The organism is Sulfophobococcus zilligii, from assembly GCF_055398255.1.
Window position 1 is genome coordinate 371,239 of record NZ_AP042406.1, and the last position, 14,868, is coordinate 386,106.

The following is a 14,868-nucleotide window of genomic DNA, read 5'->3' on the forward strand; positions in this document are numbered from 1 at the left end:
ATTGTTATTAAAGTTTTCTTTCTTCGAGTAGTTTTTTGAATTTTACAATAAAGTCTTCAATTGAGTATGCTGTAATACCGTATTTCAAATATGTTTTATATCTATCAGGATTATCTGTGAGTATTGGTATGTTTTTTACTAGTGATATTGCAGTGTTTACTACGTCTATTATTTCATATGGTATTCTATGTTTGAGTAAATCACTAGTTATCATTGATGCTTTAATAGCTATATCTGTGTTTACTTCGTCAACTACATGGACTTTTAACAAGAAGTTTACTATTGAAGATATCTTTGTATAATCGTGGATTTTAAAGTATATATATGTTAAAAATTCGTAGAGAGAAAGTGTTGATACATGAAACTTGAATTTTGAAAGTAGTAAAACCAACAAGTCTTTTTCTTCAAGAGAGTATAGATATGCAAGTGCATATGAATCTACTAGAAACTCTCTATATGGTATATCCTCAATCATAACGTTATACCTATTGATCTTTAACCTGTTTTTCCCCGCCTCCTATACTCCTCATAGTAGTAATGAATTCACGTACTTCGTGGAATGAAACCGTCATATCTACTTTTGAAACTTCTTCTCTAAGAGAAGTTAAATGCCATGCTTCTATAAGCGCATTTATTACATCGTCAAATGATGACGCCTTTATTTTCTCTTTTAATTCTTTCAATTTTCTCCAGGTTTCCTCGCTGACAGCTACAGTCTTCATAAGAGCCCGCCTGGATTCTTTTCTTCGAAAACCACTAGTTTTAATTGCTCACTAGTCAAACCATTATTTTGAACAATGTCTCTAAATACCCTTGTTGATTGTCTTGGAATCCTCTCTTTGGTTATCATATCTACTTCAAATAAACCAAATTTCTGTCTAAAACCATGAGCCCACTCATAGTTGTCGTTTAACGACCAGTGCATATAGCCCTTCACGTTAATACCCTCATCTACTGCTTTTTCAATAGCATAAACGTGACTAATTATAAATCTAGGTCTATTGATATCTCTTGGATCAGAAGTACCATTTTCTGTAATATAGATTTCCCTTGAATACCTATAAGCCATTCCAAGTCCTTCAACCAACCCCTCTGGAAACATCTCCCAACCCATTCCATCACACCATCTGCCAATTTTTGAATTACTATATGGTATACATGCATATCCATACCCTGGTACTGCTTCAAAGTCTAGTATTGGATACGGCGCAGACTCCTTTCTCTTAATAACCAGTCTTGTGTAATAGTTTGCTCCAAGCCAGTCTATGGAATTACCGAGTATACATGGCTTGACAATCGACTCTCCGTCGAGGCCTGTATCTAGTCTACCGTGTACTAGTGCTTCTAGCAACATGTAGTTGTGGAAGTAGTTGTAGTGTTCTGCACCGATAGAGTCGGATTCGCTTCTGGGGTATGCTGGTATAAAATTATGTATTATTCCAACCTCAGCCGGGCTCTTAGAGTCAGCATCTGCTTTTACAGTATCAAATCTCTTTATAACCCGGTATGCTAGTGTATGAGCTATAACAGTGTTTTCAAATGCTTTAGCAACTAGATCTGGTCTATTAACCCCCGGCGGGAAACCACTATAAGGAGCCATATAGCCAAGCTCGATTGGCACTAGTGGTTCATTCATAGTAGACCACATATCAACTAAGTCACCTAGTTTCCACGCTGTATAAGCAGCGAACTTGGCAAACTCCACGGGGAAGTAGTCTTCTATTAAACCCCTAGGCCCCTTTACCATGTTACTACTTCTCGCCCGTATAGGATTATGGAGCCAATATGGTAGTGTAAAGTGTAAGAGATTCACTATTACCTTGAATCCTCTTTCCCGCAAGTCGAGGATTATCTGTCTATATAATTCAATAGCGTCAATATCTGCAATCCTATCTAGTTCTTCAAGTATTTCACGGGTTATTTTGACATCTTTAATAAAACCACTTCCATCGTATTCAACATCTACTTCTACAAACCAGGTTGGATGAGGAAAAATCCTACTCCACTCTACACCGATTCTATAGATATCTAGTCCAAGACGCCTAGCGTTTTCATGGTCAACACTATACAAACCCAGATAGTTTACACCTTCTTCTGGGAGGTCGCCGCTAACAATTTTCGAAGAGATATTATAGGAGTCTCTAACCCAATGCCACCAATCAGTATTAGTATCTATAAATCTATTGAGGGAATCACCCATTTCAAATTGAAAACCCGATTGAGAAACACCCCACTTAAACCCCGTGGGTAAAACCATTGATTATACCACCCCTTATAAATTATAATACATATCGTTATTTATAAGTATTTCACCTCTAAATGTAATTTACGTGGAGACAAAATTTATAAACTTCATGATTATATGTAATATATGAGGGTGTATAAATTGAATCATACTATACACATACACCCAAAACTAGCTAGTCTAATAGTGGTCCTATTACTCCTCCCAGTATTCGCAGTAACGCCCATACAAGCCCAAACAGGTATTCCAAGAGAACAAACAATTATTGTGGGAGGAGCTTGGTGGGAACCACCATATAAGTGGAATCCATTCAATCACGGTGGAGCCGCATCGGGTACTGTTGGATTAGTCTATGAACCCCTCTACCTCTGGATTCCAATAAAACCTGAAAACGAGAGATTTATACCCTGGCTAGCAAGGGAACTACCCACGTGGGAAACAACTAATCGTGTAGTCATAAAACTTAGAGAAGAGGCTAAATGGTGGGATGGTACTCCAATCACAGCCGACGACATTGTATTTACATTCTACGAAGTACCAAATACCCTCTCTTGGTGTGCTTGGTGTGGAGTTAGAGACTACATTGTATCAATAGAGAAAATAGATAGTAAAACAGTTAGATTTGTATTTAGCGAATCACCCAACTATGCAAACTTCCTATATAACCTCTACACCACACCCATACTACCAAGACACGTATTGAAGTCTTTCGTAGACCAGTACAAAGATGAACTAGTAGACCTGACTAAGTGGCCGGTTGTAGCCCCCGATAAAGACCCCAAGAAAATCGTTGCTAGTGGTATGTATAGAGTCTACTCGCTCGCCGACGACCACTTTATACTAGAGAGAGTTGAAAACTGGTGGGGTAAGACTGTATTTGGTCTACCAGCACCAAAATACGTCAAGGGAGTTATAGTCTATAGCAACCAAGTAGCTGCAAACATGCTTGGAGCTGGAGAACTAGACTGGAGTAACTTCTATATACCTGGAGGTCCAGACATGGTTAAAAAAGGCCTCGTAGTAGCATTCTATAACAATCCACCATACTATCTATCAGCAAACGTTGCATTCCTCTTTGTAAACACGGAGAAACCACCATTCAACGACCCCAAGTTTAGAAAAGCTATGTATTACGCTATAGACGTCGATAAAATCATTAACGCAGCGTTTGAAGGAGTAGTAATTAAATCCAACCCTGTTGGACTACTACCATACTGGGAGAAGTATTTAGCAACAGATCTAATAGCACAATACGGTTATAAATACGACCCTGAAAAAGCCAAGCAAATACTCAATGAAGCAGGGTATATAGATAGAGATGGAGATGGATGTAGAGACTTCCCAGATGGAAGGCCAATAAGATTCTCCATTATTGTCCCATATGGTTGGACAGACTGGATGTTTGCAATAATAAACATCGCTGACGACTTGAGAAAAGTCGGTATTTGTGCAGAAGCGAGATTCCCCGATTTCGGCCTCTACGTGTCAATGATAGATAGTGGAGAATACGATGTAGCAATCAACAACTTTGGTAGCAGTGCATCTCCACACCCATATACCCTCTACTACTGGGCTTATAGAGCAACACCGGGTATTTGGATAGGTAATCATGGAAGATACAATAACACACGACTCAATGAACTAATAGATCAACTCGCCACAATACCACCACTACCGGAATACGAAGCACAAATGCGCCAAGTACTCAGAGAGATCCAGAAAGTACTACTAGAAGAAATGCCAGCACTACCACTATGGTACAATGGATACTGGTTCCTAGCCTCAACAAAGTATTGGACAAACTGGCCGAGCAACAATAATCCATATGCTGTTCCAGTCTCCTGGAACGGTATGTGGCAACACGGTGGAATCCTAGTACTCTTAAACCTAAAGCCAGCATACACACCCGCGACTACACCATCACCAACCCCCACACCGACAACTGCAGAGACAACTCCACCACAAGACTATACTGGATTAATAATTGGCGTTATAGTTGTAATCATTATAGTGGCCGTAGTAGCACTATTACTAGCTAGAAGAGGTAAAAAGTGAGTAGAAATGAATATATTTAATCCAATTATTTTTTCTCCAATCCCCCTTATAGTTAGATACACTGGGTTGTTTCTATGTCTATAATCGCTTATCTACTTAAAAGAATAGTATTGTATATCATTGTTTTCTATATTGCAATATCTATTATATGGATTTTAATAAGATTTGCCCCAGGAGACCCCGCGCTGACAGCATATCTACGTTTTATGACGCCCGTAGGAGTACAAATAACGCGTGAACAACTCGAGGCATTAAAGCAAAGAGCTATTGAAATGCTTGGATATGATAAACCACTCATTATACAATACTTTACATATGTTTACAGAGTGTTAACTGGTGATCTAGGAGTAAGTACTTATTTTGCTACACCAGTTGCAGATAAACTAAGAGAACTTGTTTTCAATGACCTAATACTCTTAACTCCCGCAATAATTGTTAGTTGGTTTATAGGAAACTACTTGGGTGCTCTAGCAGCCAAGTATAAAACTCTCGACAAAATACTTGTTCCAGTAATATACGTACTGACTGCAACACCATATTTCCTCTTTGGTTTAGTAATGATATACTTTGTAGGTATAGAAGCAAATCAATACTTTGGAGGCTTCTTTAAACCAGTTCTCTCGTCAATAGATATAAAGGCTTTTCTCACTAATCCATCATACTCTACATTCATTGAGTTTATGAGAGCATATACTCTTCCATTTCTCTCACTAGTATTGGTTTCTACTGGTGGATGGGCCTCTGGTATGAGAACACTCATGATCTACGAGTTGGAGTCGAATTATGCAAGATATATGGAGTCTATTGGATTTAGTGATAAAAAGATATCTTCATATGCGTTTAGATATGCTATCAATCCACAAATAACAGGTCTAGGTGTCCAGCTAGGTACGTTAATCGTGGCTGGTTTAGCACTCACATCTGTATTCAACTATCCAGGTACAGGTATAGCGTTAATTTATGCTATAAACTTCAGAGATATCTTTCTAATACAGGGAATAGCGATAATCTATACAATAATGGTAATAGCATTCAACTTCTTAATCGACATACTATACATCCTCATAGACCCCAGAATAAGACATGGTTTCCTAGGAGGGTGAAAACATGACTTCACTTTCTCGATCAATAACTTGGATACTATTAAAGAGAAAAATAAGGTTTTGGATTTGTCTAGGCATAGTAGTATCTGTCATATTACTCGCCATAATAGGACCCTACTTTACACCATATAGACCAGTAGACCACACTACACCCAGACTCCCCCCGCTTACACCAGGACACCCATTTGGAACAGACAATCTAGGCTACGATATCTATAGTTCAACAGTATACGGTCTTAGAGTTTCACTATCAGTTGGTTTTATTGCAGCTCTCGTTGCAACAATTGTAGGTGTACTACTGGGGCTTATTGCAGGTTATAAAGGCGGGTTAATAGACCAGATTGTAGATGGAGCAACAAATCTACTACTAACTATTCCAACAATATTTATAATGATAGTCATAGGCTCTTTCTACCTGCAATCAGAGGGAATTCCAGCTAAGTACAGAGAACTAGTAAACATAGTATTTCTAGGCTCCACTATAGGTCTACTATCATGGCATTGGACAGCTAGGGCTGTTCGAGCACAGGTTATGGCGTTAAAAATATCTGATTATATTGTTGTATCAAAACTCAGTGGGAACTCTGATTTCAAAATAATAGTTAAAGACATACTACCAAACATTGCATCATATATACTACTAGTCTTCGTCATACAATTAGCTAATGGATTATCAGCTACTGTAACACTCGAATTCCTCGGTATAAAAGCATCTGATTGGTCATTATTCGCCAGAGTAAATCAATGGCTACAAATGGGTGTTTTATGGGCTGGTGTTTGGTGGGCTTGGCTAATACCAGGAATTATTATAGTAGCGTTTATAGCATCACTCTACTTAATAGTCCTCTCTCTTGACGAAGTATTCAATCCAAGATTGAGAAAGGTGTAGATAAATGAGTGGAGAAATCCTACTTGTCGAAGACTATAAAGTCTACTATAAAACACTAAGTGGAATGGTAAAAGCCGTTGATGGAGTATCACTTAGAGTTGATTCAAAAACAATTGTAGGAATAATAGGAGAAAGCGGCAGTGGTAAATCAACTTTCGTCCAATCAATTATACTACCCAAATACCCAATGGTATATATTGGTGGAAAAGCCCTGTTCCTCGGGGAATACAATCTTCCAGAATTAACACCAAAAGAAAAAAGAAATCTACTATTGACAAAACTCGCCTATATTCCACAATACGCACTTGACTCACTACCTGCAATTAAAAAAATAAAAATGTTTTTAAAAGACATTGCCTCAGAGAAGAAAGTAGAATACGATGAATTAGTAGCGAAATTTAAAGAAAGACTTAGACAAGTCAACCTCCCCGAGAAAGTCCTCGATATGTATCCACTACAATTATCGGGTGGTATGAAGCAAAGAGTACTTATAGCTATATCAACACTCTTCAAACCCTCTCTTCTAATAGCAGATGAGCCAACCTCCGCTCTAGATGTTGTTACACAGAGACAAGTAGTAGAGTTGCTAAGAGATCTACGAGACGAGGGAACGGTTGATTCACTAATGATAATTACACATGATATAACACTGGTTAGACAAATAGCTGATAGAATAGTAACAATGTATGCTGGTAAACTAGTTGAAGAAGGCGAAGTAGAAGAAATAATACGTGAACCACTCCACCCATATACATCTCTACTGGTAAAATCAATTCCTCCAATAGGTTTAAACTACAAGCAAAACAAGTTGAGAGGACTTGGAGGAGCACCACCAAGCCTCTTAAATCCACCAAAAGGGTGTAGATTCCACCCTAGATGCCCCCATGCAATGGATAAGTGTAGAGTAGAAGAACCGCCAATAATACAAATAGGTAGATCACGTGTTTCATGCTGGTTATATGTAAAAGGGTGAAATAATGGAGACACTATTAGAATTACAAAATGTAACAAAGATATTTACTATTGGACTACTAGGTAAAACCAGTATTAAAGCAGTAGACAACGTATCTTTCGAAGTAGGTAGAGGTGAAATCCTCGGAATCCTAGGGGAATCAGGTAGTGGTAAATCAACAATAGCAAGACTAATACTAAAGATTATTCAGCCAACGAGTGGAAAAATATTATTTAATGGTAGAGACATCTGGGAGATCAATGATAGAGAATACTATAAACACATACAAGGAGTATTCCAAGACCCATATTCCAGTTTTAACCCTAGACGCCGAGTAATAGAGGTCTTTTATGACACTATAGTAAATACATTTAAAAAACAAGTAGCCGGCGATGAGGAATTAATTGAAATAGTTAAACCCGTATTTGAGAGAGTAGGGATAAATCCACGTGATGCTCTAGGAAAATATCCACATGAATTTAGTGGTGGACAACTGCAGAGATTATCTATTGCAAGAGCCCTACTAGTTAAACCCGAGTTGATAATAGCTGATGAACCAGTATCCATGGTTGATGCCTCGACGAGAATAGATATATTAAATATATTTATAGACCTCAAGGAAAACGATGGAGTCTCCTCGATTATCATAGGACACGATTTAGCATTAACTAGTTATGCCAGCGACAAAGTCGTAGTATTGTATAGAGGTCAAATAGTTGAACAAGGACCCGTAGACATATTACTAGACCCCATGCACCCCTATACAAAAATGCTCTCTGAGGCAGTTCCACGAATAGATAGAAAATGGCAGGAGAAATTCAAATATCAAATTATAGAGTCGAAGTCGACAAAAGGATGTGTATTTGCGTCTAGATGCCCCTTTAAAATGGAAATATGCGAGAAACAAGAACCAATATATGTTAAAATTGGTAAATCAATGGTAAAGTGCTGGCTTTATGCAGAGAAATAACTTTGTTTTACTACTCTCTATAATCTTTCTCATATATTCATTGATTTCCACCTTACAAGCAATAATCCCCATCTACGGGGAGAATACAGTGGAGCAATACAAAATCATTGAGTTAATTCCATCTAATAAAGCATTAACTTCAACTGCTACTCCAAGTAGATTATGGGATGAAAAAGAAATCGAATATGGATATATTGACGTCAACGCGTGGGGTTTAAACGGCTTTGAAAACAAATTCAATGGATACATAGACCTTAAAATAAACGAACAAGGTGTTCTAGAATTACACACACATTTATCACTCGATGAAATACCATTAAGGGAATGGAATGTAATCGCCTACCCAGAAGTAATATATGGTGTAAAACCATGGAGTAGTAGTTTAAATCGAAAAACGAGTTCTTATTTAAAACTACCACTAGAAATACATCTATTACCAAAAATACACACTGTATTAGATTATTCAATAGTAAACTATACAACGGGTTTAAACCTAGCATTCGACATATGGATTTTAAAATCCAGCGTTTTAAGGCAACCAGGCCCTGGAGATGTAGAATTAATGATTTGGCTATACCACGATCATGCGAGACCAGCTGGGAGAAAAATAGGTTCTCACGTAGTTGAAGTCTTAGTGAATGGAAAACCCGTAAACGTTAGATTCGACATATGGATTGCTGGAAGTATAGGTAGTGGGTGGACTTATATAGCCTACGTACTACAACCCCCTATTAGAAAAGGAGAAATCGTATTAAACCTCTCAGACTTCATAGTGGATTCCATGAAGAGATTAAATCTAAGTGAACACGAATACACATTGTACTCGATTGAATTAGGTTATGAAATATTTTACTCGAAACAAGTAGGTGTCGAAGCATATATATCTAAATACTGGCTGGTTATAGGCGACTACACTACAAGTCAACTAGTGGATTTATCTATATATTCAAAGAAACTTGTAGCATGGATAACACCATGGGGTGAGAAAACCAAACCAGAATCCTTCAATAAAAACTTTACACCTGGAATAGTACTAGCATACGATGTTGAATGCGGATTATGTAGTACTACTCTTAAAAACTGGTTGAATACATCAATCGAATTAATCGAGAAGTTTAGAGAAACACATGGAGTATTATACATAAACCTATTTCCAGAGAAATATCATCCATCATGGACGTGGAGAGGTAACCTAGATCAAATTATTCTACACGAAGAAATAATAGAAAGTCTACGTAGAGCGATTGGAAGAGGAGAAAACACTTTTCTAGGATTTAGCGAGTTAACCAAGTGCACTATGAATAATCAATGTATTGAAAACCTGGTTGAACTATACATGAAATTAAAACAAGAATTTCCACTAGCACGATTCTACTATTATGGAACAAGTAGTGAAGAACCAGAAACACTATTAAAACTAAAAAGAATTGCTGGTCTTGAATTAATAGGTATTGATATCTGGGTGTATGAATACAAAAATAACCGACTACTAATTCCAGAATACATTGTTAATAAACTACGTGTATTTACTACTAGTATACCCTGCGAGGAATTATTCATAGGAGAAATTGGCCTTAGATTAAATGATAGAGAAGCATATATTGAACCATGGAATCCACAGAGACAAATCGTATTCGATGAGAAAATAGATGAGAAATACTATGGCCAAATCCTAGAACAATTATTTACATTGAATTGTAAATCACTACATCTCGGTATATGGGCTTGGAATGATGGACCTTACGCTATAATGAAGGATCAGGGGGTGCAAGAAATCATTGAGTACTATATACTCGGATCTAAACTCTCCCAAACTACAAGTATTAGAGGGGAAAAAATAGACTGGTACTTCTACATTGCTCTAGCTACTATATTAATAAGTGTAATAACACTATTTCTACTTCTATATCGAAAAAAGACTATTCTATAGAACAATTAATTTCTCTCCACTTTGTATCATAGCAGTAATCACGGTTTAACTCAATTCTTCCTGCTAAGACTATATCTCTCGATGAACGACCGATTCTCACTTCATATGGTCCTTTTTCAATAATCCAGTACGCTCCATTAAATGAAGCCAGATAGGTTATGGGGATTTCAACCACTATATCGTCTACTTCACCTGGATTTAATAGTTTTGTTTTTGTAAATCCCTTGAGTTCTTGGTATGGTTTATTCAATCTAGTATTTAATGCTCTAAAGTATACTTGAACAACTTCTTTACCCGGGTATAAACCAGTATTTTTCACTTTGAGTTTTACGATTATTTTATCTTCTCCTAGTTGGATATCTAAGTCGCTGTATTCAAACCTGGTATAACTTAATCCAAAACCGAATTCGTATGCTGGTTTAACACTGAATGTATCGTAGTATCTATAACCCATATATATGTCTTCGAGGTAGACTATCTCAGATGGGTTTTCACCTGGTGTTTTAGGATATGTTCTCATCGCTGGATTTTCATAGAGGTTACTTGGCCATGTCAATGGGAGTTTTCCACTGGGTGAAACATCACCTGCTATAATGCTAGCAACAGCTCTCCCGCCTTCTTGACCTGGAAGCCATATAACTAGTATAGCATCTACTAGATCTCTCCAACTAACTATTTCAATAGGGCCTGGTACATTGAGTAAAACCACTACTTTCTTGTTATACTTGTGGAAAACACTAGATATGTTTTTAATGAGGTTTAATTCATCGTCTCTGAGATAGAAGTCTCCTTTAAATGGAAATCTATCAAATCCCTCAGTCGATATTCTAGATATTGTTATTATCGCTAGATCATTTCTCCTAGCTACTTCTTCTAGTTGTTCGTTTGTAAAGAAGTCTTCTTGAATATGCATTGTACGTAGGTATTCAAAAACCGTGTCTACATAATGAGTGGTTAATAATTCTATTAACCATGGATCAACGTTGATAAGAGCTTTCTCTCTTAGTTTTCTATAGAGCCATATGGACTCGCCGTATTCATACCATCTATGCACTGTGTTTCTATAGATATTTTCAATTTCACTATCTATTTGGAAACCCTTTTCTTTTAATCCATCAACAATGGAAATCGTGTATTTAGGATATGAATCCCCACTACCTAGTCCTCCTTTAACAGTCCAATATGAACCACGGCCAAACAAAGCTATTTTTGCTGGTGGTTTAACTGGGAGGGCATTATCGTTTTTTAATAACACTATTCCCTCTATAGCTGCTTTTAAAGCTGTTTCAGCGTGTTTTTCTAGATTAGTGGTATTAGGGGCTGTAAACCCCTTACTCTTCAAACTCTTCTCGACTAATTCTAATACTCGTAGAACTCTTTCATTGACGATGTCCTCGGTGATTTCACCTTTTTCAACTGCCTCTATAAGTTTCTCTATGATCTCGTCGTCTCCAGGCATGATTAAATCAACGCCTGCTTTTATTTGCTCTACGGGGTTATCTCCAGCATGCCAATCAGTCATTACTAGGCCGTTATAGCCCCATTCTTCTCTTAGAACTTTTGTAAGAAGCCACGGATTCTGTGTACAGTAAACACCATTTAGTTTATTATATGCAGCCATTACAGCCCATGGTTTAGATTTTTTAATTGCTATTTCAAAGGGTCTCAAGTATATTTCTCTCAATGCTCTCTCGGAGACAACAATGTTTACTTTGAGTCTATTTACTTCTTGTTCGTGAGCTACAAAGTGTTTTAGTGTAGCTCCAACTCCAGCTGATTGTACACCATTAACATATGCTGAAGCCATTTCACCAGCTAGAATAGGGTCTTCCGAGAAATACTCGAATATTCTTCCACCTATTGGTATTCTATGCATGTTTAACCCGGGAGCTAGTAAAACATCAACTCCATAATCCCTTACTTCTTCACCTATAGCTCTTCCAACTTCTTCAACGAGCATTGTATTCCAAGTAGATGCAAGCATTATCTCATTGGGAAACGCCGTAACGTAAAATTCGTTTTTTACTCCTAGCCTTAAGGGGTGGATTCGAAGTCCAGCTGGCCCATCAGCTAATACCACTCCAGGTATGCCTAGTCTCTCAATACTCCTTGTCTCACCAGCAGCACCAGTAATACTCCGCGAGAAACCCGCACCCACGATGAGAGATATTTTTTCACGTAGAGACATGGATCTAACTAAGTCTTTATATTTATTCAATCAACCCACCATTTCTTGAAAACATCCATAAAACTAAGATATTTTAAAGCCTTTAATACTCACCAAAACAGAATGGTATTCAATTATTGAAAAAAGCGATATATTAGAGTAGGGATAAATATACAATGTAAACTATTATTCTAGTCCTCGCGCTCTGAGCGCTTCTTCTACTTCTTTTAGTCTTGTTACAAGTAGTACTCCAAATGCTCTCAGTAGATACTTGGTGCTCGATGGCCCAGCCCTCCATCCACGTGCTTGTAGTGATTGAATAGTGTCTACTACTAGTTTATAGGAGTAGTCTAGGAATAAATAGGATAGTGTTAGCGTATTGAATCCTATTAGTCTCCGTAGATCTCTTGGTGTTGTAGTAGCAAAGAATAACAGTGTAGCAGTAAACGTTGTAAAACCATAGACTAGATTATAGAAGTATTCTTGTTTAAACGAGCCGAGTAGAAGGTTAATACTTGTTATTAATAGTGCTAGAAAAACCCATGTAGTAAACGTGGCGAGCAATATTCTCCTAACACCAATGTATAAGAGTATTAGTGTATCAACGAGGAGTAGGAGGGGTACGAGGTGTATAGATATAAATCGTGATGCAACAACAAGTACTACTAGTAGTAGTTTAAAGTATATTGCTCTATAATTGTGTAGTATGGTCCTCCTCGCCCTCGCTTGGAATACTTCTTCTAGCAATTCAACCACACATTAATGTCTTTGTTGGAACACCGTGTTCTTCCAGTATACTCAACGAGAGGTCTTTGAAATCGCCTTCAAAAGTAACCACGCCCCTCGATATCAAGACTACACGGCTGTCTCGGAAGACGTGGAGGTAGGCCATGTTAGCACTTGCAACAATCACTATTTTTCCCTTCTCCACTCCTCTAAATATCAATTTGGTAACAGCTTCTACTCCACTAGTGTCGAGGAAGTCGAATGGTTCGTCTAAAAGCCATACTGGTTGATCCAGCGCCAAGATAGAAGCGAGTGAAACACGCTTGGCTTCACCACCACTAAGAGTAAACGGGTTTCTATCCATTAAGTGTCTTGGTACGAGTAGCTCTACTATTTCTTTGTTTAATTCAACACCAGTAACTCTCCTAGTAAACTCTAATTCATCTCTAACACTTGCCTCTACAAATCCAGCATAGGGGTTTTGCCAGGTGTAGCCAACCAGTTTGACTACTTCGCGCCTCGTGAGACTGTGTATGTCGCGTCCATACACCAAGACACGGCCTTTAACGGGTTTTACTAATCCAGCAATAGTCTTCAACAGTGTAGACTTGCCGGAACCATTCCTCCCTATTACAAGGTGTAATCCTGGTTTAAACTCGAGGTTTATATCTCGGAGTATTGGTTCTCCAGCTACCGCTACTGTTACATCTTCTAGTTTTATCACTTTATACCCAGCCTCTTCAATAGGAATAACGCTAGTGAAACACCCAAGACACTAATACTAACCAGGCTACCAACCAACACGCCCACTATTGCTACCAGTATATCTGGTATACCACCATACAGGTATAATACGAAATACCCGACAACAAGAGATACAGCGAGCGCTTCAAGTATAGATGCAAGTATAAGTGCAGGTATACTCTTACTCCTCCTTCCAATAATCCAAGCTATTAAACCAGCCGCGAGGTTGGCGAAAGAGCCAAACGCTATGTCGACTACGCCGAAGGGAGATGCTAGATTAGCTATAGCACAGCCAATAGCCAGTCCAATCACAGCGGGGAAGCCGAAGTAGTCGAGAAATGGTAGTATTAATAGTGCATCGGCTACTCTAATTTGAAACTCTTGGAAGCTAATTGGTGCAAGCGCGTATACTAATCCAGCATATAATCCAGCAACTACAGCTGCTTTAACAGTGTCAATAACCCGGGTCTTCACGTAAAACACCTCTCTAGAGTCCACTATTACCTAGTTATTGTATATACAGGGTCTTAAAATAAATGAAGAAGAAAATGCGGCGGCCGGGATTTGAACCCGGGATCTCCGGCTTGGGGGGCCGGCGTCCTAGTCCAGGCTAGACGACCGCCGCTCCAATAAAATCTACTAGTGGGGACTGGGTTTTATACTTGTATACTAATCTAGTTCTCTTGGCTCTAATGCTTCTTCTACTTGGTTATTCAAATATGCTTCTATCGCCCTGGATAGCGGTATTAATTCTCCTGGTTTTACTGGTAGATAATATATTCTCACTCCTTGTTCTCTAAGTCTATAGTATGCACCCGGACCAATCCCCAAGACTACTACACTGGAAACCCTTCTAGGTGTAAACAACTCTATGAGTTTTACAATGTGTGAACCTCCTCTCCCATGTCCGTGAACATGGTTTGGTGAAGGGTTTTCCAGTATCTCTATGCGCCTGTATCCACTTCTACCTAATTCTACAATGGCATAGTATGGTGCTCTACCGAAATGATGGCTTACATAGTATTCTCCACGAACACTGATTACTGGAATAGCAATTACAGTTGTTTCACTAGACTCCATAGTGGTT

The 14,868-nt window shown here is 38.2% G+C and carries 14 protein-coding genes and 1 tRNA gene; 6 read left to right on the forward strand and 9 right to left on the reverse strand.

Going from position 1 to position 14,868, the window contains the following annotated elements:
• Nucleotides 1-7: 7 nt before the first annotated feature.
• Genes ACZ5YP_RS01945 through bgaS form a run of 3 tightly spaced genes read right to left on the reverse strand, consistent with a single transcriptional unit; the run spans nt 8 to nt 2,257 of the window.
• The gene (locus tag ACZ5YP_RS01945; RefSeq protein WP_464835577.1) at nt 8-475 is read right to left on the reverse strand and encodes a PIN domain-containing protein; all 468 of its coding nucleotides are present in this window, start codon (nt 473-475) and stop codon (nt 8-10) included.
• Between the two features lie 10 nt (nt 476-485).
• On the reverse strand, nt 486-722 hold the full coding sequence (locus tag ACZ5YP_RS01950) for an antitoxin VapB family protein (protein ID WP_464835578.1): 237 nt from the start codon (nt 720-722) through the stop codon (nt 486-488).
• Nucleotides 719-2,257, reverse strand: coding sequence for a beta-galactosidase BgaS (gene bgaS / locus ACZ5YP_RS01955; RefSeq protein ID WP_464835579.1), 1,539 nt, complete (start codon nt 2,255-2,257; stop codon nt 719-721). The genes ACZ5YP_RS01950 and bgaS overlap by 4 nt, the downstream gene beginning before the upstream one ends.
• A 129-nt stretch (nt 2,258-2,386) precedes the next feature.
• Here bgaS and ACZ5YP_RS01960 point away from each other — a divergent pair, with 129 nt between their 5' ends.
• The 6 genes from ACZ5YP_RS01960 (at nt 2,387) to ACZ5YP_RS01985 (ending at nt 10,144) form a co-directional block, all read left to right on the forward strand.
• The gene (locus ACZ5YP_RS01960; protein WP_464835580.1) at nt 2,387-4,300 is read left to right on the forward strand and encodes an ABC transporter substrate-binding protein; all 1,914 of its coding nucleotides are present in this window, start codon (nt 2,387-2,389) and stop codon (nt 4,298-4,300) included.
• Between the two features lie 74 nt (nt 4,301-4,374).
• A complete protein-coding gene (locus ACZ5YP_RS01965; RefSeq protein ID WP_464835581.1) occupies nt 4,375-5,403 on the forward strand; it encodes an ABC transporter permease in 1,029 nt (342 codons plus the stop codon).
• A gap of 4 nt (nt 5,404-5,407) precedes the next feature.
• Nucleotides 5,408-6,292, forward strand: coding sequence for an ABC transporter permease (locus ACZ5YP_RS01970; RefSeq protein WP_464835582.1), 885 nt, complete (start codon nt 5,408-5,410; stop codon nt 6,290-6,292).
• 4 nt (nt 6,293-6,296) lie between these two features.
• On the forward strand, nt 6,297-7,265 hold the full coding sequence (locus ACZ5YP_RS01975; protein WP_464835583.1) for an ABC transporter ATP-binding protein: 969 nt from the start codon (nt 6,297-6,299) through the stop codon (nt 7,263-7,265).
• A gap of 4 nt (nt 7,266-7,269) precedes the next feature.
• Nucleotides 7,270-8,214, forward strand: coding sequence for an ABC transporter ATP-binding protein (locus ACZ5YP_RS01980; RefSeq protein ID WP_464835584.1), 945 nt, complete (start codon nt 7,270-7,272; stop codon nt 8,212-8,214).
• Between the two features lie 88 nt (nt 8,215-8,302).
• A complete protein-coding gene (locus ACZ5YP_RS01985; protein WP_464835585.1) occupies nt 8,303-10,144 on the forward strand; it encodes a GH12 family glycosyl hydrolase domain-containing protein in 1,842 nt (613 codons plus the stop codon).
• Here the strand turns inward: ACZ5YP_RS01985 and ACZ5YP_RS01990 are convergent.
• The 6 genes from ACZ5YP_RS01990 to ACZ5YP_RS02015 form a co-directional block, all read right to left on the reverse strand.
• A complete protein-coding gene (locus ACZ5YP_RS01990; RefSeq protein ID WP_464835586.1) occupies nt 10,134-12,362 on the reverse strand; it encodes a beta-glucosidase in 2,229 nt (742 codons plus the stop codon). The genes ACZ5YP_RS01985 and ACZ5YP_RS01990 overlap by 11 nt on opposite strands.
• 135 nt (nt 12,363-12,497) lie before the next feature.
• The gene (locus ACZ5YP_RS01995; protein WP_464835587.1) at nt 12,498-13,058 is read right to left on the reverse strand and encodes a hypothetical protein; all 561 of its coding nucleotides are present in this window, start codon (nt 13,056-13,058) and stop codon (nt 12,498-12,500) included.
• 1 nt (nt 13,059) lies between these two features.
• Nucleotides 13,060-13,761, reverse strand: a complete 702-nt coding sequence (locus ACZ5YP_RS02000; RefSeq protein WP_464835588.1) for an ABC transporter ATP-binding protein — start codon at nt 13,759-13,761, stop codon at nt 13,060-13,062.
• Nucleotides 13,758-14,255 (reverse strand): QueT transporter family protein, encoded by a 498-nt coding sequence (locus ACZ5YP_RS02005; RefSeq protein ID WP_464835589.1) that lies wholly within the window; start codon nt 14,253-14,255, stop codon nt 13,758-13,760. Before ACZ5YP_RS02005 ends, ACZ5YP_RS02000 begins: the two co-directional genes overlap by 4 nt.
• A gap of 75 nt (nt 14,256-14,330) precedes the next feature.
• Nucleotides 14,331-14,406 (reverse strand) — tRNA-Gly (locus tag ACZ5YP_RS02010).
• Between the two features lie 44 nt (nt 14,407-14,450).
• Nucleotides 14,451-14,861, reverse strand: a complete 411-nt coding sequence (locus ACZ5YP_RS02015; RefSeq protein WP_464835590.1) for a NifB/NifX family molybdenum-iron cluster-binding protein — start codon at nt 14,859-14,861, stop codon at nt 14,451-14,453.
• Nucleotides 14,862-14,868: the final 7 nt, after the last annotated feature.

What these genes read in the sequence shown, in the direction of transcription:
- ACZ5YP_RS01945 (WP_464835577.1), bottom strand. Translation starts at nt 475, where the DNA reads ATGATTGAGGATATACCATATAGAGAGTTTCTAGTAGATTCATATGCA.
- ACZ5YP_RS01950 (WP_464835578.1), bottom strand. Translation starts at nt 722, where the DNA reads ATGAAGACTGTAGCTGTCAGCGAGGAAACCTGGAGAAAATTGAAAGAA.
- bgaS (WP_464835579.1), bottom strand. Translation starts at nt 2,257, where the DNA reads ATGGTTTTACCCACGGGGTTTAAGTGGGGTGTTTCTCAATCGGGTTTT.
- ACZ5YP_RS01965 (WP_464835581.1), top strand. Translation starts at nt 4,375, where the DNA reads ATGTCTATAATCGCTTATCTACTTAAAAGAATAGTATTGTATATCATT.
- ACZ5YP_RS01970 (WP_464835582.1), top strand. Translation starts at nt 5,408, where the DNA reads ATGACTTCACTTTCTCGATCAATAACTTGGATACTATTAAAGAGAAAA.
- ACZ5YP_RS01975 (WP_464835583.1), top strand. Translation starts at nt 6,297, where the DNA reads ATGAGTGGAGAAATCCTACTTGTCGAAGACTATAAAGTCTACTATAAA.
- ACZ5YP_RS01980 (WP_464835584.1), top strand. Translation starts at nt 7,270, where the DNA reads ATGGAGACACTATTAGAATTACAAAATGTAACAAAGATATTTACTATT.
- ACZ5YP_RS02015 (WP_464835590.1), bottom strand. Translation starts at nt 14,861, where the DNA reads ATGGAGTCTAGTGAAACAACTGTAATTGCTATTCCAGTAATCAGTGTT.